A 23078-nucleotide genomic window follows, 5' to 3' on the forward strand; every position below is an offset into this window, starting at 1 on the left:
CGCGACCGTTCGGTCGCGGGGGCCGGGCCCTTCGTGCGCGGGTCAGGCGCGGCCGCGCAGCTCGCGGTAGGCGGCCACCAGGGTCCGGGTCGACGGGTCCAGGGACCCGGTGTCCGCGCCCTCCGTCAGAGCCGGCTCCAGCCGCTTGGCGAGGACCTTGCCCAGTTCGACTCCCCACTGGTCGAAGGAGTCGATGTTCCACACCGCGCCCTGGACGAACACCTTGTGCTCGTAGAGCGCGATCAGCTGGCCGAGGACCGACGGGGTCAGCTCGCCGGCGAGGATCGTCGTCGTCGGGTGGTTGCCGCGGAACGTCTTGTGCGGGACGAGCTCCTCGGCGACGCCCTCCGCCCGGACCTCCTCGGCGGTCTTGCCGAAGGCCAGGGCCTGCGTCTGCGCGAAGAAGTTCGCCATCAGCAGGTCGTGCTGGGCCGCCAGGGTCGGCGGCAGCTCGGCCGGGGGCCGGGCGAACCCGATGAAGTCGGCGGGGATCAGCTTCGTCCCCTGGTGGATCAACTGGTAGTACGCGTGCTGCCCGTTGGTGCCGGGCGTGCCCCACACCACCGGTCCGGTCTGCCAGTCCACCCGGTTGCCGTCCCGGTCGACGGACTTGCCGTTCGACTCCATGTCCAGCTGCTGCAAGTACGCGGTGAAGCGCGACAGGTAGTGGCTGTAGGGCAGGACCGCGTGCGACTGCGCGTCGTGGAAGCCGCCGTACCAGATCCCCAACAGGCCCAGCAGGAACGGGGCGTTCTGCTCGGGCGGCGCCGTGCGGAAGTGCTCGTCCATCAAGTGGAAGCCGCCGAGCATCTCCTCGAAGGCGTCCGGGCCGACGGCGATCATGAGCGAGAGCCCGATGGCCGAGTCGAAGGAGTAGCGTCCGCCGACCCAGTCCCAGAACCCGAACATGTTGGCCGTGTCGATGCCGAACTCCTCGACCTTCTCGGCGTTGGTCGACAACGCCACGAAGTGTCGCGCCACCGCGGCCTGGTCACCGCCGAGGCCCGCCAGCAGCCACGTGCGCGCCGAGGTGGCGTTGGTGATGGTCTCGATGGTGGTGAAGGTCTTGGACGCGATGATGAAGAGGGTCTCGGCCGGGTCCAGGTCCCGCACGGCCTCGTGCAGGTCGGCGCCGTCCACGTTGGACACGAAGCGCACGGTCAGCGAGCGGTCGGTGAAGGCGCGCAGCGCCTCGTACGCCATCGCCGGACCGAGGTCGGATCCGCCGATGCCGATGTTGACGACGTTCTTGATCGGCTTGCCGGTATGGCCCTTCCACTCCCCCGACCGGACGCGGTCGGAGAAGGTCCGCATCCTGCCGAGGACTTCGTGCACGTCGGGTACGACGTTCTCGCCGTCCACCTCGACCACGGCGCCGGCCGGCGCGCGCAGCGCGGTGTGCAGGACGGCCCGGTCCTCGGTCGTGTTGATCTTCTCGCCGCGGAACATGGCGTCCCGCAGTTCCGCCACGCCGGTGGCGGACGCCAGTTCGCGCAGCAGCGCGAGCGTCTCGTCCGTGACGAGGTGCTTCGCGTAGTCGATGTACAGGTCCCCGACCCGCAGGGTGTAGTTGGTGCCCCGGTCCGGGTCGGTCTCGAACAGCTCCCGCAGATGCGTCTGCCCCAACTCGTCGCGGTGCTTGCCGAGTGCGTTCCACTCGGGCGTCCGGTTGAGCCTCGTACGGCTGTCTGCGTTCATCTCGGACATCAACCCACTTCTTCCTGTCCTGTTGTGCCCCGCCGCCTCCAAACCTAAGGGATCCGAAGGCGGACAACGCACACAAAGGGGCCCGGCCCGCGGGATTCGTACTCCCACGGACCGGGCCCCCGGTCACTCTTGAGTGCTGCTCAGGTTCGCGCCGAGTCTCAGATCTCGCCGCGGAGCTTCGCGAGCGCCTCGGCGAGGATGGCTTCGCCGTCGGCGTCCGTGCGCCGTTCCCGGACGTACGCGAGGTGCGTCTTGTAGGGCTCGGTGCGCGGCGGGGCGGGCGGGTTGTCCCGGTCCTGTCCGGCCGGGAATCCGCAGCGCGGGCAGTCCCAGGTGTCGGGCACCTGCGCGTCGCTGGCGAAGCTGGGCTGCGTCTCGTGCCCGTTCGAGCACCAGAAGGAGATGCGCAGGCGGGGCGCGGATTCGCCGCGCTCGGCCTCGCCCATCGGCCCGGCTCCGACCCGACTTCCACGAATCGCGTTGCCACTTGCCACGGTCGTAACTCCCTGCGTGATGGTGCCGCAAAGCGTGAGGAATTCCCGCTGAGGGCGCCCCGGTCTACGTGAAGCCGAGCAGAATCACTGGTTCCGCAACCGGAACGCCGGACCTCAGGATAGGCCCGTCACGGTGGCCGGTACCGCCGCAATGACCAAAACCGGTCAGCTGCTCGTCTTCATGAAGAGACCGAGCGTGACGATGCAGGCGAACCACAGCAGGCCGACCACGACGGTGATGCGGTCCAGGTTGCGCTCCGCCACGGAGGAACCACCGACCGACGACTGCATGCCGCCGCCGAACATGTCGGAGAGGCCGCCGCCCTTGCCCTTGTGCATCAGCACGAGCAGCATCAGCAGGGCGCTGAAGACGACCAGGGCGATCGAGAACCCCATAATCACGGCTGATTCCTACTTTCTGGGCATTCTGGGCTTGTTTCACCGGGCCTGCGACGGGCGCGGGGGCCAGCGGCTGCCGGTGCAGCCCCTGGCCCCCGCAAGGGTACGACGGATCCGCCCTACCGCATACTCACTGGTCGCGGAAGCGAGCGATCTTGACGAACTCGTCCACGTCCAGTGCCGCGCCGCCGATCAGGGCGCCGTCGACGTCGGGCTGGGCCATGATCGCGGCGATGTTGCCGGACTTCACCGAGCCGCCGTACTGGATGCGGACCTTGTCGGCCAGCTCCTGCGAGTACAGCTCCGCGAGGCGGCCGCGGATCGCCCCGCACACCTCCTGCGCGTCCTCGGGGGTGGCGACCTCGCCGGTCCCGATGGCCCAGACGGGCTCGTACGCGATCACGATGGACTCGGCCTGCTCGGCCGGGAGGTCCTTGAGGCCGCCGTCGACCTGCGCCAGCGTGTGGGGGACCTGCTCGCCGGCCTTGCGGACGTCGAGGCCCTCGCCGACGCACAGGATCGGCGTGATCCCGTGCTTGTACGCGGCCTTGACCTTGGCGTTGCAGATCTCGTCGTTCTCACCGTGGTACTGGCGGCGCTCGCTGTGGCCGACGGCCACGAAGGAGCACTTCAGCTTCGCCAGCATCGGGCCGGAGATCTCGCCGGTGTAGGCGCCGGAGTCGTGCTGCGAGATGTCCTGGGCGCCGTACTTGATCTTCAGCTTGTCGCCGTCGACCAGGGTCTGGACCGAGCGCAGGTCGACGAAGGGCGGCAGGACCGCGATCTCGACGGCGTCGTAGTCCTTGTCGGCCAGTGCGAAGGCGAGCTTCTGGACGTGGGCGATGGCCTCGAGGTGGTTGAGGTTCATCTTCCAGTTGCCCGCCATCAGCGGGGTGCGGCCGTTTTCAACTGCGGTCATGTGGGTTCAGCCCTCCAGGGCAGCGAGGCCGGGGAGCGTCTTGCCTTCGAGGTATTCGAGGCTGGCGCCGCCACCGGTGGAAATGTGACCGAAGGCGTTCTCGTCGAAGCCCAGGATGCGGACCGCCGCGGCGCTGTCGCCACCGCCGACGACGGTGAAGGCGTCGCTGTCGACGAGGGCCTGCGCGATGGCGGTGGTGCCGTCCGCGTAGTCGGGGTGCTCGAAGACGCCGACCGGACCGTTCCAGAAGACGGTCTTGGCATCGGCGATCTTCGACGCGTAGAGCTCGCGCGTCTTCGGGCCGATGTCCAGGCCCTCCTTGTCCGAGGGGATCTTGTCCGCGTCGACGGTCTCGAAGTCGGCCGGGGCCTTGGTCTTCAGGTCCGGGAACTCGGACGAGACCAGGATGTCGACCGGGAGGACCAGTTCGACGCCGGTCTCCTCGGCACGCTTCATGTACTCCGTGACGACCGGGATCCGGTCCTCCTGGAGCAGGGAGATGCCGACCTCGTGGCCCTGGGCCTTGAGGAAGGTGTAGGCCATGCCGCCGCCGATGAGGATGCGGTCGGCCTTGCCGAGCAGCTCGTCGATGACGGCGAGCTTGTCGGAGACCTTGGCGCCGCCGAGGACCACCACGTACGGGCGCTCGACCTCGGCGGTCAGCTTCTTCAGGACGCCGACCTCGGTGGCGATGAGGTAACCGGCCGCGTGCGGCAGGCGCGCGGGCAGGTCGAAGACCGAGGCGTGCTTGCGGTGGACGGCGCCGAAGCCGTCGCCCACGTAGACATCGGCCAGTTCCGCGAGCTGGTCCGCGAAGGCGCCGCGCTCGGCGTCGTCCTTCGAGGTCTCACCGGCGTTGAAGCGCAGGTTCTCCAGAACGGCGACCCGGCCGTCGGTGAGGGCGGCGACGGTCTCCTTGGCGGACGTCCCGACGGTGTCGGTGGCGAACGCGACCTCCGCGCCGAGCAGCTCGCCGAGGCGGGCGGCGGCGGGGGCGAGGGAGAACTCCGGCTCCACGCCGGTGCCCTTCGGGCGGCCGAGGTGCGAAGCGACGACCACGCGGGCGCCCGCCTCGGCGAGCTTCGCGACGGTCGGCCGGACGGCGCGGATGCGGCCGTCGTCGGTGATCGTGGTGGTGCCCTTGGCGAACGGGACGTTGAGGTCCGCGCGGACGAAGACCCGCTTGCCCTTGACGCCCTCGGCGAGCAGTTCGTCGATCGTCTTCATGTGTTTCTACTCCTTTGATGCCTTCACCCGAAGGGCGAGGAAGGGAGAACGAGGCAAGCAACAGGGCCCGTGCGGCGCTCCATCGCGCCACCCGGACCCTGTACTCACATCGTGGTGCCTTGCCCTGCGTACTTAGAGCTGACCGCCGACGAAGACGGTGAGGTCGACGAGACGGTTGGAGTAGCCCCACTCGTTGTCGTACCAGCCGACGACCTTAACCTGCGTTCCGTCCTGCACCATCGTCAGGGAGGAGTCGAAGGTGCAGGAGGCCGGCCAGTTGACGATGTCCGAGGACACGATGGCGTCCTCGGTGTAGTCGAGGATCCCCTTCAGCTGGCCCTCGGAGGCCTTCTGGAAGGCGGCGTTGATCTCTTCCACGGTGGTCTCGCGGGAGAGCTCCAGTACGAGGTCGGTGACCGAGCCCGTGGGGACCGGGACGCGCATCGCGATGCCGTCCAGCTTGCCCTTGAGCTGCGGGAGGACCAGCGCGGTGGCCTTGGCGGCACCGGTGGACGTCGGGATGATGTTCTCGGCGGCGGCGCGGGCGCGGCGCAGGTCCGAGTGCGGGAAGTCCAGGATGCGCTGGTCGTTCGTGTACGCGTGGACCGTCGTCATCATGCCCTTGACGATGCCGAAGTTCTCGTCGAGGACCTTGGCCATCGGCGCCACACAGTTGGTGGTGCAGGAGGCGTTGGAGATGACGTGGTGGTTGGCCGCGTCGTACTTGTCGTGGTTGACGCCCATCACGATCGTGATGTCCTCGTCCTTGGCCGGAGCCGAGATGAGGACCTTCTTCGCGCCGGCCGCGATGTGCTTGGCGGCGTCGGCCTTCTTCGTGAAGATGCCGGTCGACTCGATGACGATGTCGGCGCCCAGCTCGCCCCAGGGGAGGTTCGCGGGGTCACGCTCGGCGAACGTCTTGAAGGTGTTGCCGTCGACCGTGATGGTGTCGTCGGTGTGGGAGACCTCGGCCTTGAGGCGACCCAGGATGGTGTCGTACTTGAGCAGGTGCACCAGGGTCGCGTTGTCAGTCAGGTCGTTGACACCGACGATCTCGATGTCCGCTCCCTGCTCCAGGAGCGCCCGGAAGTAGTTGCGGCCAATTCGGCCAAAGCCGTTGATGCCTACGCGGATCGTCACGAACCGATCTCCTCGTTGGGTGCGCCGGCCTGTCCGCCGGCGAGCTGTATGGGATGTCCCCGACCGCTTACGACCCTACCTCTCCGTGAGCTTTGGAGTGACATCGATCGAGGCCTGACACGCCCCGGGGGCCGTACCACTGGTGCGGGCACGGGCCCCCCGGGACTTCGTGCCCGTCACTCAGGGTGAGTGACGGGAGGGGCGCTGATCAGCGGTTCAGCGCTCGGAGCGCCTTACCGACGAGTAGGGCGCGGTCCGTTGCGGCCGGCACGTGTTCGAGGCCGAAGCCGAGGAGCACCGTGTCACGCGTAGTGACCGACGCGTAGGACTTGAACAGTTCGCCGGTCCTGGACCAATCGCCGGGAACATCGGGACTTCCGGCCGGGGCGCCCTGCGCGGTCCAGGTGCCGAGGGAGGTCTCGAAGCCCTCGGCGGCCCGGTCGGCCCCGCCGACGTTGAGCCGGGCCTCGTCCGCGAACACGCCGCGGCCGCCGGAGCCCGGGTCGGTGATGGAGGAGAGGGAGACCTCGACGGACCTGCCGGCCCAGGCGCTCAGGTCGAAGGTGACCTGCTTCCAGCCGCCGGAGGAGCCGGTGAAGCTGTTCCAGCTGCCGCTGGTGCCCTGCGGCGCGCAGCCGCCGCCGTCGAGGGTGAGGTAGCGGCGCAGGAACGGGTGCCCGTTCAGCAGGAAGCCCGCCTCGCACTCCGCGGGGACGGTGGTCGAGCTCAGCCCGCCGGTGTCCGGGAGCGTGGTCCAGTCGTCCCCGCCGGCCGTACGGGCCTCCAGAGCGGCGTGGTCGTAGCCCTCCTCGGTGTTCCAGTTGAGGGCCAGCTTCAGCTGCGGCCGGTCGGCGGCGGTGACCCCGGTGAGGTCGATGGTGCGGGTGAGCCGCTTCCAGTCGTCGTCGGCGTGGGTGGCCGAGGCCATCCCGGCGCCGGCGTAGGGCGCGTACGGGTTGGCCACCCCGGCGTACTGACCCGCCTGGGCGCTCCTGAACTGCGGGAACTGTGCGGGCTGCAGGGTTTCGGAGGTCACGGTGTAGGCGCCCGGGGCGTTGAGCGGGTTGCCCGCCGCGTCGCCGAGGCCCGCCTCGGAGCCGTTCAGGGCTCCGGTGCCGGTGAAGCCGGTGGGGGCGCCGACGCTCGCCCGTCCGTAGGCGCCGAGCCAGTACTGGCTGAAGTCGTTGGTCACGGCCCGGCCGACCTGGGCGTTGCCGCCCGCCAGTTCACCGGCCTCGATGAGCTTGCCGCCCTCGTTGAGGAAGTCGCGGACCGCCAGCTGGGTGTCGCCGCCGGGGGTCTTGGCGCCGGTGTAGTGGACGACGGTCCCGAAGTGCGACAGCACCCCGAGGTGGTGCGGGACGCCCTGGGTCGCCACGTCCCAGACGGCCGCGGACTTCCCGTTGGCGCGCAGCGCGTCCACGTAGGCCGCGGCGTGCTGTGCCTTCGTGCCCTCCTCGGCGATGACGAGGACGTCCGCGCGGGGCCGTTCGGCGACGGTGTACGTGAAGTGCTCGCCGGAGACCTGCTTGCCGGAGCGGTCGCGGCCGGTGAACCAGACCTCGACCTTGTCGCCGGGGCGGGCGCCGTCGATCTTCGCGCGGTACTCGTCGAACCAGTTGTTGTCCTCGCCGCCGTAGACGTCGCCGCCCTTCCAGGCCCTGAGGTCCTCGTCGTGCGTGCGGCCCCCGTTGATCCGGTAGTTGAGCTCCTTGTCGCGCAGGGCCTTGCGGGCGGTGACGGAGACCGTCTGGTCCTCGCCGCGGCCGGCCCAGGAGGTGGTGAAGGGGTCGGGGGTGAAGTCCGCGGCGCTCAGGCCGACGGCGGAGGCCGGTTGGTCCGGGTGCGCGGCGCTCTCGCCGACGGTCAGCGCGAAGGGGATGTTCTTGGCGAACTCGCCCTGGATGAGCTTCTCGTCGTCCGGGAAGTTGAAGCCGGAGGCGCAGTCCTCGGGCTTCCACGGGTCGTTCGGATCGATCTCGGAGGCCGTCTGGCAGGTGGTCATCTCGGGGGTGAACATCATGGTGCCGTTGACGTTCGCGGCGTGGCCGTCGGCCTCGCCGTTGGTCGTGTACAGCTCGGAGGACAGCTGGGGGTAGTAGCCGGGGACGGCCGGCTTCTCCGGGGTGCCCGCCAGGGCCTGGTAGGCGACGTCGTCCGGGGTGGGGGTGGCCACCTGCCAACCGACGCCGTAGAGGATCAGTTCGGAGGCCGAGTGGTAGTTGATGGCGTACTCGAAGCCGATCCGCTTCTGGAAGGCGTCGAGGGCGCGGGTCTCCGGTTCGGAGCCGCCCTGGGGGCCCCGGTAGGTCTCGCTCGACGCGTTCGGTGAGGAGCCCTCGTTGTCGTAGCCCCATTTGTAGGAGAAGTTGCGGTTGAGGTCGACGCCGTCGCCGCCGGTGATCTTTCCGTCGCCGTTGTTGTCGCGCATGTTCTTGCGCCACAGTCGGGCGCTGTCGGCGGTGAAGGTGTGGTCGTATCCGTCGGGGTTGGCGGAGAGCAGGAACCACAGCTCGGTGGAGTCCACCAGCCGGGTGACCCGCGGGTCCTTGCCGTAGTTGTCGAGCGTGTGGTGCATCAGCCGCCGGGTCATCTCGGGGGTGATCCACTCGCGGGCGTGCTGGTTGGACATGTAGAGCACGGACGGCTTGTCGCCGTCCTTGCCCTTCTTGGCGTTCTTGGTGACCTTGAGCGCGAGGATGTCCTTGCCCTGGACGGTCTTGCCGATGGAGACGACCTTGGTGAGCGCCTGGTGCTCCCGGGCGGTGCTCAGGATCTCCTCCTGGAGTCCGCCCTTGCCGCTGTACGGGCGGAACACCCCGTCCCCGGCGGCCTTGGCGCGGGCCAGGCCCTGGGTGGACGCCTTGCGTTCGGCGAGCTTGATCCCCTGGGCGGCGAGTTGCTCGGCCTGGCCGCCGGTGAGGAAGAGTTCGACCTTGGCGGTGCCGCTCTCCGGGGCACGTTCGGCGAGTTCGTGGGCGTCCTGGCCGGCCGCGAGCACGAGCGGGACCTGCTCGCGGGTGATGTCGGCGTCGTAGACCCGTACCTCGTCGGCGCCGGATCCGGTGCCGGGTGCGGGCTGGGCCTGGGCCGCGGCGGGTAGCGCGGCCAATGTGGTTCCGATGACGAATGCGGTTGCGGCGAGGATCGTTCTCGCGCGGTGCCTCATGTGCCCCCCTGGGCGTCGTCTGCCACGAAAGCGTGCGGACGCCAGGCTCACGAGCGGCCCGTGCTCATGTCAATGGGGCGTACCGCGAAGGGGCCCGCACGGGTGAGCGTGCGGGCCCCTTGTGGCGTACGGGCGGGGGCGGGTCAGACCGACATGTTGTCGGCCAGTTCCTCGCTGAGGTCGAGGTTGGATTCGGTGCCCGGGATGCCGAGGTCCTGGGCCCGCTTGTCGGCCATCGCCAGGAGGCGACGGATCCGGCCGGCGACCGCGTCCTTGGTCAGCGGCGGGTCGGCCAGGGCGCCCAGTTCCTCCAGGGAGGCCTGCTTGTGCTCCATGCGCAGCCGACCGGCGGCGGCGAGGTGCTCGGGGACCTCGTCGGCCAGGATCTCCAGGGCGCGCTGCACCCGGGCTCCGGCGGCCACCGCGGCCCGCGCCGAGCGGCGCAGGTTGGCGTCGTCGAAGTTCGCGAGCCGGTTGGCGGTGGCGCGGACCTCGCGCCGCATCCGCCGCTCCTCCCAGGCCAGCACCGACTCGTGGGCGCCGAGGCGGGTGAGGAGGGCGCCGATGGCGTCGCCGTCGCGGACCACGACCCGGTCCACGCCGCGCACCTCCCGGGCCTTGGCGGCGATGGACAGCCGGCGGGCGGCGCCGACCAGGGCGAGGGCGGCCTCCGGTCCGGGGCAGGTGACCTCCAGGGAGGAGGAACGGCCCGGTTCGGTGAGGGAGCCGTGGGCGAGGAAGGCACCGCGCCAGGCCGCCTCCGCGTCACAGGTGGCCCCGGAGACCACCTGCGGGGGCAGGCCCCGGATGGGCCGGCCACGACCGTCGACGAGGCCCGTCTGACGCGCCAGCTGGTCGCCGCCCGCCACGACCCGTACGACGAAGCGGCTGCCCCGGCGCAGACCGCCCGGGGCCATCACGACCAGGTCCGAGGAGTGTCCGAAGATCTCCAGGATGTCCTTGCGCAGCCGGCGCGCGGCGATCCCGGTGTCGAGTTCCGCCTCGATGACGATGCGGCCGCTCACCAGGTGCAGGCCGCCCGCGAACCGAAGGATCGCCGAGACCTCCGCCTTCCTGCAGCAGGTCCGGGTGACGGGCAGGCGAGAGATCTCATCCTTCACCGCGGGCGTCATCGCCATGGGCCGATCCTTCCATGCATCCGAAAAATACGGTCGTACGCGGCGGCCAGCAGCTCCGGGTCGTGTTTCGGAGAGCCGTCCTGTCGGGCCACCGGCGCCAGCTCGACCGCGGCACCGAACCGTTTTGCGGCATCGGCGAGGGACTCGCGATCGGGCACGGCGGCCTCGTCGGCCAGCACCACGTCCAGGGCGAGTTTAGGGGCGTGTCGGGCCAAAACCTCCAAATGACGCTGCGGAGAGAAGCCTTCTGTTTCGCCGGGCTGCGGCGCGAGGTTCAGCGACAGCACCCGTCTCGCCTTCGTCTGCACCAGCGCGTCGAGCAGTTCCGGTACCAACAGGTGCGGAATGACGGACGAGAACCAGGACCCCGGACCGAGCACCACCCAGTCGGCGTCGAGCACCGCGGCGACGGCCTCCGGCACGGCCGGCGGGTCACGCGGCACGACCTGCACGGAGAGCACCTCGCCCGGGGTGAGGGCCACCGTGGCCTGCCCCCGGACGGTGTCGACGTCCTCCGGGCGGGCCGGATCGTGCCCCTTGACCAGCGCCTGGAGTTCCAGCGGCACCGCCGACATCGGCAGCACGCGGCCCTGGGCGCCCAGGAGTTTCCCGACCAGGTCGAGGGCCTGGACGGGGTCGCCGAGCTGTTCCCACAGGGCGACGATCAGCAGGTTGCCGACCGCGTGTTCGTGCAGGTCGCCCCGCGACTGGAAGCGGTGTTGGATGACGCGGGACCAGGTCTGGCCCCACTCGTCGTCCCCGCACAGCGCGGCCAGGGCCTTGCGCAGGTCGCCGGGCGGCAGGACGCCGAGCTCCTCCCGGAGTCGGCCGCTGGAGCCGCCGTCGTCGGCGACGGTGACCACCGCGGTGAGCTCGCCGGTGATCCGGCGCAGCGCGGCGAGGGAGGCCGACAGCCCCATGCCGCCGCCCAGGGCGACGACCTTGGGGGCGACCACCTTGGGCGCCGCGCCGCGGCGGCCGGTGCGGCCCGCGCCCTCTTCGCCCGCGGGGGCGGAGCGGCGCAGGCGGCGCAGCCGCAGGGTCCGTCCGGTCACTCGCGCCCCATGTCCCGGTGGACGACGACGGTCTCGACTCCCTCGGAGGCGAGGCGGGCGGCGAGCTTCTCGGACATGGCCACGCTGCGGTGCTTGCCGCCCGTGCAGCCGACCGCGATCGTCACGTACCGCTTGCCCTCGCGGCGGTAGCCGGTGGCGATGAGCTGGAGCAGCTCGGTGTAGCGGTCGAGGAACTCCTTGGCGCCGGGCTGGCTGAAGACGTACCCCGACACCTCCTCGTTGAGCCCGGTGAAGGGGCGCAGCTCCGGGACCCAGTGCGGGTTGGGGATGAAGCGACAGTCGACGACGAGGTCGGCGTCCACGGGCAGGCCGTACTTGTAGCCGAAGGACATGACGGTGGCCCGCAGTTCGGGCTCCTCGTCGCCCGCGAACTGGGCGTCCATCTTGGCGCGCAGTTCGTGCACGTTCAGGCTGGAGGTGTCGATGACCAGGTCGGCGTCGCCGCGCAGTTCGCGCAGCAGGTCACGCTCGGCGGCGATGCCGTCGGTGATGCGGCCGTCGCCCTGGAGGGGGTGCGGGCGGCGGACCGACTCGAAGCGGCGGACCAGGGCGTCGTCGGAGGACTCCAGGAAGACGATGCGCCGGTTGACGCCCTTGCTGTCGAGGTCGGAGAGGGACTCGCGCAGCGCGTCGAAGAACTGGCGACCGCGTACGTCGACGACGACGGCGATCCGCGCCACGTTGCCCTGGGAGCGGGCGCCGAGCTCCACCATGGTGGGGATCAGCGCGGGCGGCAGGTTGTCGACGACGAACCAGCCGAGGTCCTCCAGGCACTTGGCCGCCGTGCTGCGGCCGGCTCCGGACATGCCGGAGATGATCACCAGTTCGGGGATGGCCGCCTCGGCGTTGTCGCCGGGCTCCACGGTCGTGCCCGTACTCACCTGTGCTCCGTCTCGGTCGTGCTCGGTCTTGCGTTCGGACTCGTGCTCGGTCATTGCTCGGTCCCCCGTTCGGACGGTGCTCCCGCTGGTGCGGGGGTCTCGTCCTCCATGATCTCTCCTGTCGCCGTGTTGACGGCAGGACCGGCGGGTACCGCCTGCGCGAGGGCCGCGGCCACGGTCTCGGCGGTCTTGCGACCTATGCCCGGGACCTCGCAGATCTGGTCGATTGTCGCCTGTCTCAGCTTCTTCACCGAACCGAAGTGCTTGATCAGGGCGTGCTTGCGGCTCTCCCCGAGGCCTGGCACCTCGTCGAGCGGCCCGGACTTCAGCCGCTTGGCCCGCTTGCTGCGCTGGTACTGGATGGCGAAGCGGTGGGCTTCGTCACGGACCCGCTGGAGCAGGTAGAGGCCCTCGCTGGTGCGGGGCAGGACGACCGGGTCGTCCTCGCCGGGCAGCCACACCTCCTCCAGCCGCTTGGCCAGCCCGCACACGGCCACGTCGTCGACGCCGAGCTCCTCCAGGGCCCGCTTGGCGGCGGCGACCTGCGGTTTCCCGCCGTCGACCACGACGAGCTGCGGCGGGTAGGCGAAGCGGCGGGGCCTGCCGTCGTCCTCGGCCGGGACCTCGCCGTCCCGCGCGTCCTGGAGGTCCTCGGGGTGCTGGGCGACCTGCGCGGCCCGGCCGTCCTCGGGGGACCACTCCCCCGTCCTCAGCTTCTCCTGGAGGTAGCGGCGGAAGCGCCGGGAGACCACCTCGTGCATGGAGCGGACGTCGTCCTGCCCCTCGAAGGTCTTCATCTGGAAGCGGCGGTACTCGCTCTTGCGTGCGAGCCCGTCCTCGAAGACGACCATGGAGGCCACGACGTCGTCGCCCTGCAGGTGGGAGATGTCGAAGCATTCGATGCGCAGCGGGGCGCCGTCGAGCTCCAGGGCCTCGGCGATCTCCTCCAGGGCCCGGGAGCGGGTGGTGAGGTCGCCGGCGCGCTTGGTCTTGTGCAGGGCGAGGGACTGCTGGGCATTGCGGTGGACGGTCTCCATGAGGGCCTTCTTGTCCCCGCGCTGCGGGATGCGCAGGCTCACCTGGGAGCCGCGGCGCTCGGCCAACCACTCGTTCAGCGCGGGCGTGTCCTCCGGCAGCGCCGGGACCAGCACCTCCTTGGGGACGGCCTCGCCCTTCTCCTCGCCGTAGAGCTGCTGGAGGGCGTGCTCGACGAGGCCGGCGGTGTCCACGGCCTCCACCTTGTCGGTGACCCAGCCGCGCTGGCCGCGGACGCGCCCGCCCCGTACGTGGAAGATCTGCACGGCGGCTTCGAGCTCGTCCTCGGCGACGGCGATCAGGTCGGCGTCGGTGGCGTCCGCGAGGACCACGGCGTTCTTCTCCATGGCCCGGCGCAGCGCCCCGATGTCGTCGCGCAGCCGGGCGGCCTTCTCGTACTCCATCTCCTCGGCGGCCTCGTGCATGCTCGCTTCGAGGCGGGACAGGTAGGTGCCGGTGCGGCCGGCGATGAAGTCGCAGAAGTCCTCGGCGAGTTCGCGGTGCTCCTCCGGGGTGACCCGGCCGACGCAGGGCGCCGAGCACTTGCCGATGTAGCCGAGCAGACAGGGGCGGCCGATCTGCGCGGACCGCTTGAACACCCCCGCGGAGCACGTCCGGACGGGGAAGACCCGCAGCATCAGGTCGACCGTCTCGCGGATGGCCCAGGCGTGCCCGTACGGGCCGAAGTAGCGCACGCCCTTCTTCTTGGGGCCGCGCATCACCTGGACGCGCGGGTACTGCTCGTTCATGGTGACGGCGAGGGAGGGGTAGCTCTTGTCGTCCCGGTACTTGACGTTGAACCGGGGGTCGAACTCCTTGATCCAGGAGTATTCGAGCTGGAGCGCCTCGACCTCGGTGGAGACCACCGTCCACTCGACGGAGGCGGCCGTCGTGACCATGGTGGCGGTGCGCGGGTGCAGGTTCGCGACGTCCTGGAAGTAGCTGGCGAGCCGTTGGCGCAGGCTCTTGGCCTTCCCGACGTAGATCACCCGGCGGTGCTCGTCGCGGAACTTGTAGACCCCCGGGGAGTCGGGGACCTGCCCGGGTTTGGGGCGGTAGCTGGAAGGGTCGGCCATGCCGCCCACCCTACTGGCGCGCACCGACAACGGGCCGTACGCCGTCCGTACGGAGCCGGCGGGCGGGCGTCGGCGGACGGGCGGACGCGGCGGATCCGGGGTCGCCGGGGTCGCCCGGGCGGTCGGCCGCGGGACCCGGCCGCCTCCCACGGCCGGGTCCCGCGGACGGGCGGTCAGGGCCCGCCCTGTGGGGAGGCAGGCCCTGCGGGGCGGATCCCGCGGGGTCGGGGTCAGGCCCGGGCCGGGGTCGGGCCCGGGCCGGGGTCAGGCCCGGGTCGGGGTGCGGCGGCGGCTCAGGAACAGCGCGCCCAGGGCGGCGAGGGCCAGGCCGGCGCCCGCTCCCCAGGCGAGCGGGGTCACCGGCGTGCGGGGTGCCGGCGCGGCAGCGGCGGCCGGGGCGGCGAGCGGCCTAGCGGCGAGCGGCCCGGCGCCGGGCTGCGCGGCCGGGGGTTGCGCCGCCGGGGGCAGCGCGGTCGGGTCCTCGAAGCCGCCGGCCTTGCCGTCGCGGGCGTAGGCGGAGCCGGGCAGCTTGTCCCCGTACGCCCGGGTGACCCGGGCCCGGTAGGCGTCCAGGCTGGTGCCGGCCTCGCCGACGGCCCGCACGGCGTCCTCGTCCAGCGGCAGCACGCGGCTGTCCCGGGCGACGAACCAGGCGTCGGTCTGGGGTTCGCGGAAGACGGTCCCGCCGGGGAGTTTCGCGGCGCCGAGTCCGACGTAGCGGAACTCGTCGTCGCCGGTGGCGATGTTCACCACCTGCCAGCCGCTCTCCGTGCGCGCGGTCCACAGGGCGGCCTGTTGGCCGTCCGAGGACACCGCCTTGGTCGCGAGGAACTCCAGGCGGGCCACGCCGGCGCCGGCCCGGCCCGCGACGAAGTCCGGGGAGAGGTGGTGGACGGGGACGGTCTCGCCCTCGATCCGGGGCTGCGCCGCCGCGAGCGACACCTTGCCCTCACGGGCGAAGAACCGGGAGAGGGTGGCCAGGGTCGCGGGGTCGGAGGCCGCCGCCCGGGCCTGCGCCCGGACCTCGGCGCCGGCGGTCGGGGGCTGGGGGACGGGGGCGGCGGCGGCCTGCCCGGCGAGGGTGAGCACGGCGGTGGCGGCGAGCGCCGCCGCGGTGACGCGGCGTACGGGCCGGGGTCGCTGCGCGTGGGCCCGCGCCCGGGGTGCGGGGGTCATGGCGGTCACGCCCCGATCCGGTAGAGGGAGTGGGTCCAGGAGAAGGTGTTGTTGTTGACGTACCAGGCGTGGGAAGCCCAGTTGTAGCGGTCGCTGGAGGGCCAGGGGTCGCCCCAGTAGACCCAGCTGTTGGCGGTGTCGTAGCCGTAGAGCACGTGCATGTGGCCGCCTCCGTTGGACCACTGGATGCGGGTCTCGATCGGGCGGTTGGCGTTGATCTCGCCCTGCACGGTGGAGTACTGGAGCCAGCCCGTCACGTAGCTGCCGGGATTGACGCCGGCCCAGCGCAGGCCGGTCTGGACGTTGCCGAGGGTGGCCTGGTTGTTGGGGCACTCGGTGCCCTGTTGGCGGTTGAAGGCGGCGTTGCAGAACTGGTTCTGGCTGTAGTCGCGGCCGAACCAACCGGCGATGGTGTTGCCGCCGGCGGCCCAGCACCAGTTGGTCTTGAGCTGCGCCTGCATGGTGATGTTCAGGCGCTTGGTGGCGAGGGCGGCGCTCGTGGTGTCCGTACCGGGGCCGGCCGCGGCGGCGGAGCCGGAACCGATCGGCAGCAGGACGAGGAGCAGGGCGGAGACGAGGGCGGCCAGGGACAACCGTCTGTTGTGCTTGCGCATCGCGTTCCTCCCGAGGTGGGGACCCGAGGTGGGAAGTGGGGGGGGAGCGCGTCCGGACGCTGTGGAGGAGCATCAGGGTGTTGTCGCGATCAGGTCAACAGGCTTCAATACGCGGTGACGTCGCGGTGTGAACGGTGGGGCTGTGGTGTGAACGGTTGCTGTCGTTCCACCTGCTCTCCCCCGCGCCGCCCGACGGCCCCAACGTCGGCGGATGTGAACGTTCACAGAGGAGTCGCCATGCGCCCGACCGGCGACACGGCAAGCACGGCGGGTGCGGCAGGCACCGCAGGCACCGCAGGCGTGCCCCGCAGGACCGGTTCGACCCACCCGCCCGCCACGGCCGCTACGGCCGCTACGGCCGGGCCGTCCGGGCCGTCCGGGCCGACGGACGCGGCGGGCACGACGGCCTCGGCGGAGAGCGGCCCGTTGGGCCCGTTGTTGCGCGGCGGCCCCTTCCACCTCGCCCTGCGCGCCGCCCTGGCCGCGCGCGGGCTGCCCCTGCACCGGGTGCAGCACCGGCTCGCCGCCCGCGGCATCAAGGTGGGCGTCACCAGCCTGAGTTACTGGCAGCAAGGGGCTCGGCGGCCGCGCCACCCGGAGTCGCTGCGGGCGGTGTCCGCGCTGGAGCAGATCCTGGAACTGCCGAACGGCGCGCTGCTACGGCTGCTGGCCGCCCCTGAGGGCTCCCCGGGCGGCCCCGGCCGGCCGGCGGCCCGCCCGTACCGGGCCCTGGTGAGCGTGGGGGCGGCGGTGGAACAGCTGCTCGACGGCCTGGAACTGCCCGCCGACGGGGGCCTGCACTCGGTCGGCCACCACGAGCGGGTCCACATCGGGGCGGACGGCGAACTGCGCCGCCGCGCCTCGCAGCAGATCGTCCGCGCGCACCGCGACGGCGTCGACCGTTACCTGGCCGTCCACCACGGCGATCCGGGCTGCGACGCCTCCCGGGTGGAGGTCCGGGCGCACGAGAACTGCCGGACGGGCCGGGTCCGCTGCCACCCGGAGGCCGGGGTGGTGGTCGCGGAGCTGCTGTTCGACGCCCGGCTGCGGCGCGGGGACACGTACGTCTTCGGGTACGGCATCGAGGACGGCACGGGGGCGCGGAGCGCCGAGTACGTGCGCGGGTTCAGCTACGCGGGCGGCCAGTACATGCTCCAGGTCCACTTCGACGAGGCGGCCCTGCCGGTGCGCTGCCGACGGTTCGCCCGGACCGGCCCGCTGGCACCCCGTACCGGCCTGTCCGACCTGACGCCCAGCGGCCGGCACCGGTCGGTGCACCTGGTGGAGCAGGGCGTGCGGCGCGGGATCCTCGGGATCGCCTGGGACTGGGAGTAGCCCGCGAGCCACCGGCCGTCCGGGCCGGTTCGCGGCGCCGTGCCCGAGCGAAGCGGGTCCACCGGGCCACGACCGCGGGCCGACTAGCCGGCGATGAGCTTGCCGTTCTCCGCCTTGACCGGGACGGCGGGCAGCGGTTCGGTGGCCGGGCCGCGCAGCACCTTGCCGGTGGCGAGGTCGAACCGGCTGCCGTGGCAGGGGCAGTTGCCCTCCCCCTCGACGATCTTGTCGAGGACGCAGCCGGCGTGCGTGCACTGGGCGCTGAACGCCTTGTACTGGCCCTCCGCCGGGCAGCTGACGACGACCTTCCGCTCCCGGAACAGCTTCGCGCCCCCGACCGGTACGGCGGATGCGGCGCCCAGCTCGACCGGCTCCTGCGGGACCGCGGGGCTGCCGTTGCCGCTGTTGGTCTCGGTGGAGCACGCCGACAGGGCCGCTCCGGCGCCGACGGCCCCGGCGAGCGCGGCGGCGCCCTTGAGCACGGTACGGCGGGCGGCGGACTGCGACGCGGACATGCGTTTCTCCTGGTACGAGGGGCCGGCCGCGGGGGCGGGCCCGGTGGGGGTGCGGTCCGCGGAGCTCACGACGAGGCGGGCCGGCGGGCCCACCCGACGATACCGGGGCCGGATGGGATAGCTTCCCCCGCGTGATCGTCGTCGGTGGAGAAGCCCTGATCGACCTCGTGCCCGTCGCGCAGCCGCCGGGCGCCCTGCTGCCGCGGCCCGGCGGCGGCCCGTACAACACCGCGCTGGCGCTGGGCCGGCTCGGGGCCGCGGTCGCCTTCTGCTCGCGGGTGTCGTCGGACGGGTTCGGCGAGGCCGTGCTCGCCGGGCTGCGGGCCGCCGGGGTGGACCTCTCGCTGGTGCGGCGCGGTCCGGAGCCGACCACCTTGGCCGTGCCCTCGCTGGCCCCGGACGGCTCGGCCGCGTACCGCTTCTACGTCGAGGGCACCGCCGACCGGTTCTTCACCCTGCCGCCCGCGCTGCCGGCGGGTGTACGGGCCCTCGCGCTCGGCACCTGTTCGCTCGTCCTGGAGCCCGGCGCGAGCGCGTACGACGCCCTGCTGCGGCGGGAGTCGGGGCGCGGGCTGCTGACCCTGATGGACCCCAACATCCGCCCGGCGCTGATCGCGGACCCGGCCGGGTACCGCGAGCGCTTCCTCGCCCGGCTGCCGTACGTGTCCGTCCTGAAGCTGTCGGAGGAGGACGCGGCCTGGCTCGGCGGCCGACCCGCGGACTGGCTGGCCGCGGGGCCGTCGGCCGTGGTGCTCACCCGGGGCGCGGCCGGGCTGACCGTGTGGACGGCCGGGGGCGCGGAACACAGCGCCTCGGCCCGCCCGGTCGCCGTCGTGGACACCATCGGCGCGGGCGACACCGTCAACGCGGCGCTGCTGCACCGGCTCGTCGGTACGGACCCGGCGGACGCCGACTGGCCTGACCTGTTGGCCTACGCCGCCCACGCGGCGGCCCTGACCTGTACCCGGGCCGGCGCCGAGCCGCCGTACGCGGCCGAGCTGGGACCCGGCCGATAGCCCCGGGCCGCCGGCGAGCGGCCGATGGCGCCGGGCCGGTGCCGCTCGGCCGATGGCGGCCCACACCGTAAGGGCGACGGCGGGGCGGATCCGTCGGCTCCCGGCCGTCACCGACACGGAGCACCACAGGGGGCGGGGCCCCGGCCATCACGGCCGGGGCCCCGCCCCCTGTGACACGCCCAGGCGCTACGCCTTGCGGGCGCGCGTCGCCTTCTTCGCCGGCGCGGCCTTCTTCTCGGCTGCGGCGGCCTTGCCCGCCGCCGCCTTGGACGCCGCGACCTTGGACGCAGACGCCGCCGTCTTTGACGCCGCCGTCTTGCTCGCCGCCGTCTTGCTCGCCGACGCCTTCTTGGCCGGGGTCGCCTTCTTCGCGGCCGTCTTCCGCGCGGGGCGGGCCGGTGCGATCGGCGTCCCGGCGTCGGACACCCGGTCCGCCCCGAGGATGTCCCGCAGGAACTTGCCGGTGTGGCTGGCGCCCACCGACGCGACCTGCTCGGGGGTGCCCTCCGCGACGACGAGACCGCCGCCGTAACCGCCTTCGGGGCCCATGTCCACGACCCAGTCGGCGGTCTTGATGACGTCCAGGTTGTGCTCGATGACGATCACCGAGTTCCCCTTGTCGACCAGGCCCGACAGCACCTTGATCAGCTTCGAGATGTCCTCGAAGTGCAGACCGGTCGTCGGCTCGTCCAGGACGTACACCGTCCGCCCCGTCGAGCGCTTCTGCAGCTCGGACGCCAGCTTGACGCGCTGCGCCTCGCCGCCCGACAGCGTCGGCGCGGACTGGCCGAGCCGCACGTAGCCGAGACCGACCTCGTTGAGCGTCTTCAGGTGGCGCGCGATGGTCGGCACCGCCTCGAAGAAGCCGAGGGCCTCCTCGATCGGCATGTTCAGGACCTCGGCGATGGACTTGCCCTTGTAGTGGACCTCCAGCGTCTCCCGGTTGTACCGGGCGCCGTGGCAGACCTCGCACGGGACGTAGACGTCCGGCAGGAAGTTCATCTCGATCTTGATCGTGCCGTCACCGGAGCAGTTCTCGCAGCGACCGCCCTTGACGTTGAAGGAGAAGCGCCCCGGCAGGTAGCCGCGGACCTTCGCCTCCATCGTCTCGGCGAAGAGCCTGCGCACGTGGTCGAAGACACCCGTGTACGTGGCCGGGTTGGACCGCGGGGTCCGGCCGATCGGCGACTGGTCGACGTGGACGACCTTGTCGACCAGTTCGTCGCCCTCGACCCGGGTGTGACGACCCGGTACGGACCGGGCGCCGTTCAGCTCGCGGGCCAGGTGCGTGTACAGGATGTCGTTGACCAGGGTCGACTTGCCGGAGCCCGAGACGCCGGTGACCGCGGTGAGCACGCCCAGCGGGAAGGACACGTCGATGTCCCGCAGGTTGTTCTCCTTGGCCCCGTGCACCGTCAGCCTGCGCCCCGGGTCCACGGGACGCCGGATGTCCGGCAGCGGGATGGAGCGCTTGCCCGACAGGTACTGCCCGGTCATCGACTCGGGGTTCTTCAGCAGGTCCTTCAGGGAACCGCTGTGCACCACCTTGCCGCCGTGCTCGCCTGCGCCCGGGCCGATGTCCACGACCCAGTCGGCCACCTTGATGGTGTCCTCGTCGTGCTCTACGACGATCAGGGTGTTGCCCATGTCCCGCAGGCGCACCAGCGTCTCGATCAGCCGGTGGTTGTCCCGCTGGTGCAGGCCGATGGACGGCTCGTCCAGCACGTACAGCACGCCGACCAGACCGGAGCCGATCTGCGTGGCCAGCCGGATGCGCTGGGCCTCGCCACCCGACAGGGTGCCGGCGGCGCGGTTCAGCGAGAGGTAGTCCAGGCCGACGTCGACGAGGAAGCGCAGCCGCTCGTTGACCTCCTTGAGGACCCGCTCGGCGATCTTCTTGTCGCGGGCGTCGAGCCGCAGCTGGCCCAGGAAGTCCGCGCACTCGCTGATCGACATCGCGGCGACCTCGGCGATGGACTTCTCCATCACCGTCACCGCGAGGACGATCGGCTTGAGTCGGGTGCCCTCACAGGTCGGGCAGGGCACCTCGCGCATGTAGCCCTCGAAGCGCTCGCGGCTGGCGTCGCTCTCGGACTCGGCGTGCCGACGCTTGACGAACGGCACCGCGCCCTCGAAGGCGGTCGTGTACGCGCGCTCCCGCCCGTACCGGTTGCGGTAGCGCACCTCGATCTGCGTCTTGTGCCCGTAGAGCAGGGCCTTCTTGGCGCGCTGCGGCAGCCCGGCCCAGGGGATGTCCGTCCGGAAGCCGAGTTCACCGGCGAGCGCGCCGATCAGCCGCTGGAAGTAGTCCTTGGTGTGTCCGAGCGACCACGGGGAGACCGCACCCTCTTCGAGCGACTTGTCCTCGTCCGGAATGATCAGCTCCGGGTCGACCTCCATGCGGGTGCCGATGCCCGTGCACTCCGGACAGGCGCCGAAGGGGGAGTTGAAGGAGAAGGAGCGCGGCTCCAGCTCCTCGAAGGAGAGGTCGTCGTACGGGCAGTAGAGGTGCTCGGAGAACATCCGCTCGCGCTCGGGATCGTCCTCGGCGAGGTCGACGAAGTCCAGGATCACCATGCCGCCGGCGAGCCCGAGGGCGGTCTCGACGGAGTCCGTGAGCCGGCGCTTGGCGCCGTCCTTGACGGTGAGGCGGTCGATGACCACCTCGATGGTGTGCTTCTCCTGCTTCTTCAGCACCGGCGGCTCGGACAGCTGGATGGTCTCGCCGTCCACCCGCGCCCGGCTGTAGCCCTTGGTCTGGAGGTCGGCGAAGAGGTCGACGAACTCGCCCTTGCGCTCGCGCACCAGCGGGGACAGCACCTGGAAGCGGCTGCCCTCGGGCAGCGCGAGGACCTTGTCGACGATCGCCTGCGGCGACTGCCGCGAGATCGGCCGGCGACACTCGGGGCAGTGCGGCTTGCCGATGCGGGCGAAGAGCAGGCGGAGGTAGTCGTAGACCTCCGTGATCGTGCCGACCGTGGAGCGGGGGTTGCGCGAGGTCGACTTCTGGTCGATCGAGACGGCCGGGGAGAGGCCCTCGATGAAGTCGACGTCGGGCTTGTCCATCTGCCCGAGGAACTGGCGGGCGTACGAGGACAGCGACTCGACGTAGCGGCGCTGCCCCTCGGCGAAGATCGTGTCGAAGGCGAGGGAGGACTTCCCCGAACCGGAGAGTCCGGTGAAGACGATGAGCGAATCACGGGGGAGGTCGAGCGAGACGTTCTTGAGGTTGTGCTCGCGAGCGCCACGAACGATGAGACGGTCGGTCACGCCGGTCCGCACCTTTCTTGAGAGAGCGGGGGCACGGCCCCCGTCCCAGGGTATGGGGGACGCCGCTGCGATGGACTTGGTGCTTGGACTTCCGAGCGTATAGCACGCACATTCGATTTACGGCACTCGGAAGACCGCTTCACCCGATCGTGTGGACCGGGATCCCGGGCCACTAGGCTCGGTTCCATGACTGATCATGTGCACGACCTGCGATCTGTACGTGAGGCCACGGACCGACTGCTGACCGCGGTCGCGAAACTGGACAACGCCGCCCTCGCCGAGGAGTCACACCTCCCCGGCTGGACCCGTGGCCACATCCTGGCCCACCTCGCGCGCAACGCCGACGCCCTCGTCAACGTTCTGGAAGGGCGCCCGATGTACGAGAGCGCCGAGGCGCGCGACGCGGACATCGCACGCGACTCCGGCCGGCCCCTGGAAGAACACCTGACGGACCTCCGTGATTCCTGGTCCGCCTTCCTCGCCACCGCCGAACCCGAACAGGACTGGTCGCGCACGGTCGAGCTGCGCAACGGCGTCACCGACCTCGCCGCCAACGTGCCCTTCCGCCGCCTCGTCGAGGTCGAGCTCCACCACGTCGACCTGGACATCGGCTACGGGCTCGCCGACCTCCCGGCGGAGTTCACCGACCGCGAGATCACCTTCCTCGCCGACCGCTGGTCCGGCCGCCCCGACGTCCCCCCGGTCACCCTGCGGCTCGGGGCCGGGGACACCGCGCCCGCCTGGCGCACCGGTGGCGCCGAGGGCGCGCCCGTCGTGCTGACGGGCAGCGGCGACGCGCTGCTCGGCTGGCTCGCCGGTCGCGGCGACCGCGGCGCGCGCCTGACCGTGCTCGAAGGCGGCCGGCTCCCCGAGCTCCCGCCGTTGTAGGG

18 protein-coding genes are annotated in these 23078 nt (G+C 71.4%); 3 read left to right on the forward strand and 15 right to left on the reverse strand.

The features are described 5' to 3' along the window. Positions 1 to 42 precede the first annotated feature (42 nt). The 13 genes from pgi to AB0D46_RS18795 form a co-directional block, all read right to left on the reverse strand. Positions 43 to 1698, reverse strand: a complete 1656-nt coding sequence (gene pgi / locus AB0D46_RS18735; protein ID WP_362878817.1) for a glucose-6-phosphate isomerase — start codon at positions 1696 to 1698, stop codon at positions 43 to 45. A 167-nt stretch (positions 1699 to 1865) separates the two neighbouring features. After that, positions 1866 to 2201, reverse strand: coding sequence for an RNA polymerase-binding protein RbpA (locus tag AB0D46_RS18740; RefSeq protein ID WP_007263454.1), 336 nt, complete (start codon positions 2199 to 2201; stop codon positions 1866 to 1868). Between the two features lie 165 nt (positions 2202 to 2366). Further along, complete coding sequence (secG, locus tag AB0D46_RS18745) at positions 2367 to 2597, reverse strand: preprotein translocase subunit SecG (protein WP_362878819.1); 231 nt, start codon at positions 2595 to 2597, stop codon at positions 2367 to 2369. Positions 2598 to 2730: 133 nt separating this feature from the next. Next, on the reverse strand, positions 2731 to 3519 hold the full coding sequence (tpiA, locus tag AB0D46_RS18750; RefSeq protein ID WP_362878678.1) for a triose-phosphate isomerase: 789 nt from the start codon (positions 3517 to 3519) through the stop codon (positions 2731 to 2733). Positions 3520 to 3525: 6 nt separating this feature from the next. After that, the gene (locus tag AB0D46_RS18755) at positions 3526 to 4746 is read right to left on the reverse strand and encodes a phosphoglycerate kinase (protein WP_362878680.1); all 1221 of its coding nucleotides are present in this window, start codon (positions 4744 to 4746) and stop codon (positions 3526 to 3528) included. Between the two features lie 132 nt (positions 4747 to 4878). Continuing rightward, positions 4879 to 5886, reverse strand: a complete 1008-nt coding sequence (gap, locus tag AB0D46_RS18760) for a type I glyceraldehyde-3-phosphate dehydrogenase (protein ID WP_362878682.1) — start codon at positions 5884 to 5886, stop codon at positions 4879 to 4881. A 208-nt stretch (positions 5887 to 6094) separates the two neighbouring features. Next, positions 6095 to 9055 carry a M14 family zinc carboxypeptidase gene (locus AB0D46_RS18765; RefSeq protein ID WP_362878684.1) on the reverse strand — a complete coding sequence of 987 codons (2961 nt, stop codon included), beginning with the start codon at positions 9053 to 9055 and terminating at the stop codon, positions 6095 to 6097. A gap of 143 nt (positions 9056 to 9198) precedes the next feature. Beyond that, positions 9199 to 10194, reverse strand: a complete 996-nt coding sequence (gene whiA / locus AB0D46_RS18770) for a DNA-binding protein WhiA (RefSeq protein ID WP_362878686.1) — start codon at positions 10192 to 10194, stop codon at positions 9199 to 9201. Beyond that, a complete protein-coding gene (gene yvcK / locus AB0D46_RS18775) occupies positions 10185 to 11249 on the reverse strand; it encodes a uridine diphosphate-N-acetylglucosamine-binding protein YvcK (RefSeq protein WP_362878688.1) in 1065 nt (354 codons plus the stop codon). The genes whiA and yvcK overlap by 10 nt, the downstream gene beginning before the upstream one ends. Continuing rightward, positions 11246 to 12205, reverse strand: a complete 960-nt coding sequence (gene rapZ, locus AB0D46_RS18780; RefSeq protein ID WP_362878690.1) for an RNase adapter RapZ — start codon at positions 12203 to 12205, stop codon at positions 11246 to 11248. Before rapZ ends, yvcK begins: the two co-directional genes overlap by 4 nt. Beyond that, a complete protein-coding gene (gene uvrC, locus AB0D46_RS18785) occupies positions 12202 to 14262 on the reverse strand; it encodes an excinuclease ABC subunit UvrC (RefSeq protein WP_362878691.1) in 2061 nt (686 codons plus the stop codon). Before uvrC ends, rapZ begins: the two co-directional genes overlap by 4 nt. Before the next feature lie 264 nt (positions 14263 to 14526). Continuing rightward, positions 14527 to 15447, reverse strand: a complete 921-nt coding sequence (locus AB0D46_RS18790; RefSeq protein WP_362878693.1) for a hypothetical protein — start codon at positions 15445 to 15447, stop codon at positions 14527 to 14529. After that, positions 15444 to 16052: a papain-like cysteine protease family protein gene (locus AB0D46_RS18795; RefSeq protein WP_362878694.1), complete on the reverse strand. Its 609-nt coding sequence runs from the start codon at positions 16050 to 16052 to the stop codon at positions 15444 to 15446. Before AB0D46_RS18795 ends, AB0D46_RS18790 begins: the two co-directional genes overlap by 4 nt. A 237-nt stretch (positions 16053 to 16289) precedes the next feature. On the opposite strand from AB0D46_RS18795, the gene AB0D46_RS18800 reads away from it, so the two are divergent. Beyond that, the gene (locus tag AB0D46_RS18800; protein WP_362878696.1) at positions 16290 to 17387 is read left to right on the forward strand and encodes a hypothetical protein; all 1098 of its coding nucleotides are present in this window, start codon (positions 16290 to 16292) and stop codon (positions 17385 to 17387) included. Positions 17388 to 17470: 83 nt separating this feature from the next. Here AB0D46_RS18800 and AB0D46_RS18805 read toward each other — a convergent pair whose 3' ends face one another. After that, positions 17471 to 17902, reverse strand: coding sequence for a Rieske (2Fe-2S) protein (locus AB0D46_RS18805; protein WP_362878697.1), 432 nt, complete (start codon positions 17900 to 17902; stop codon positions 17471 to 17473). 131 nt (positions 17903 to 18033) lie between these two features. On the opposite strand from AB0D46_RS18805, the gene AB0D46_RS18810 reads away from it, so the two are divergent. Further along, positions 18034 to 18918, forward strand: a complete 885-nt coding sequence (locus AB0D46_RS18810; protein WP_362878699.1) for a carbohydrate kinase — start codon at positions 18034 to 18036, stop codon at positions 18916 to 18918. A gap of 186 nt (positions 18919 to 19104) precedes the next feature. Here the strand turns inward: AB0D46_RS18810 and uvrA are convergent, their stop codons facing one another. After that, positions 19105 to 22188, reverse strand: coding sequence for an excinuclease ABC subunit UvrA (gene uvrA / locus AB0D46_RS18815; protein ID WP_362878700.1), 3084 nt, complete (start codon positions 22186 to 22188; stop codon positions 19105 to 19107). Positions 22189 to 22374: 186 nt separating this feature from the next. On the opposite strand from uvrA, the gene AB0D46_RS18820 reads away from it, so the two are divergent. Continuing rightward, positions 22375 to 23076, forward strand: coding sequence for a maleylpyruvate isomerase family mycothiol-dependent enzyme (locus AB0D46_RS18820; protein ID WP_362878702.1), 702 nt, complete (start codon positions 22375 to 22377; stop codon positions 23074 to 23076). The last annotated feature ends 2 nt before the right edge of the window (positions 23077 to 23078 follow it).

Origin of the sequence: Streptomyces sp. NPDC048383 (genome assembly GCF_040651775.1) — a bacterium.
GTDB lineage: Bacteria > Actinomycetota > Actinomycetes > Streptomycetales > Streptomycetaceae > Streptomyces.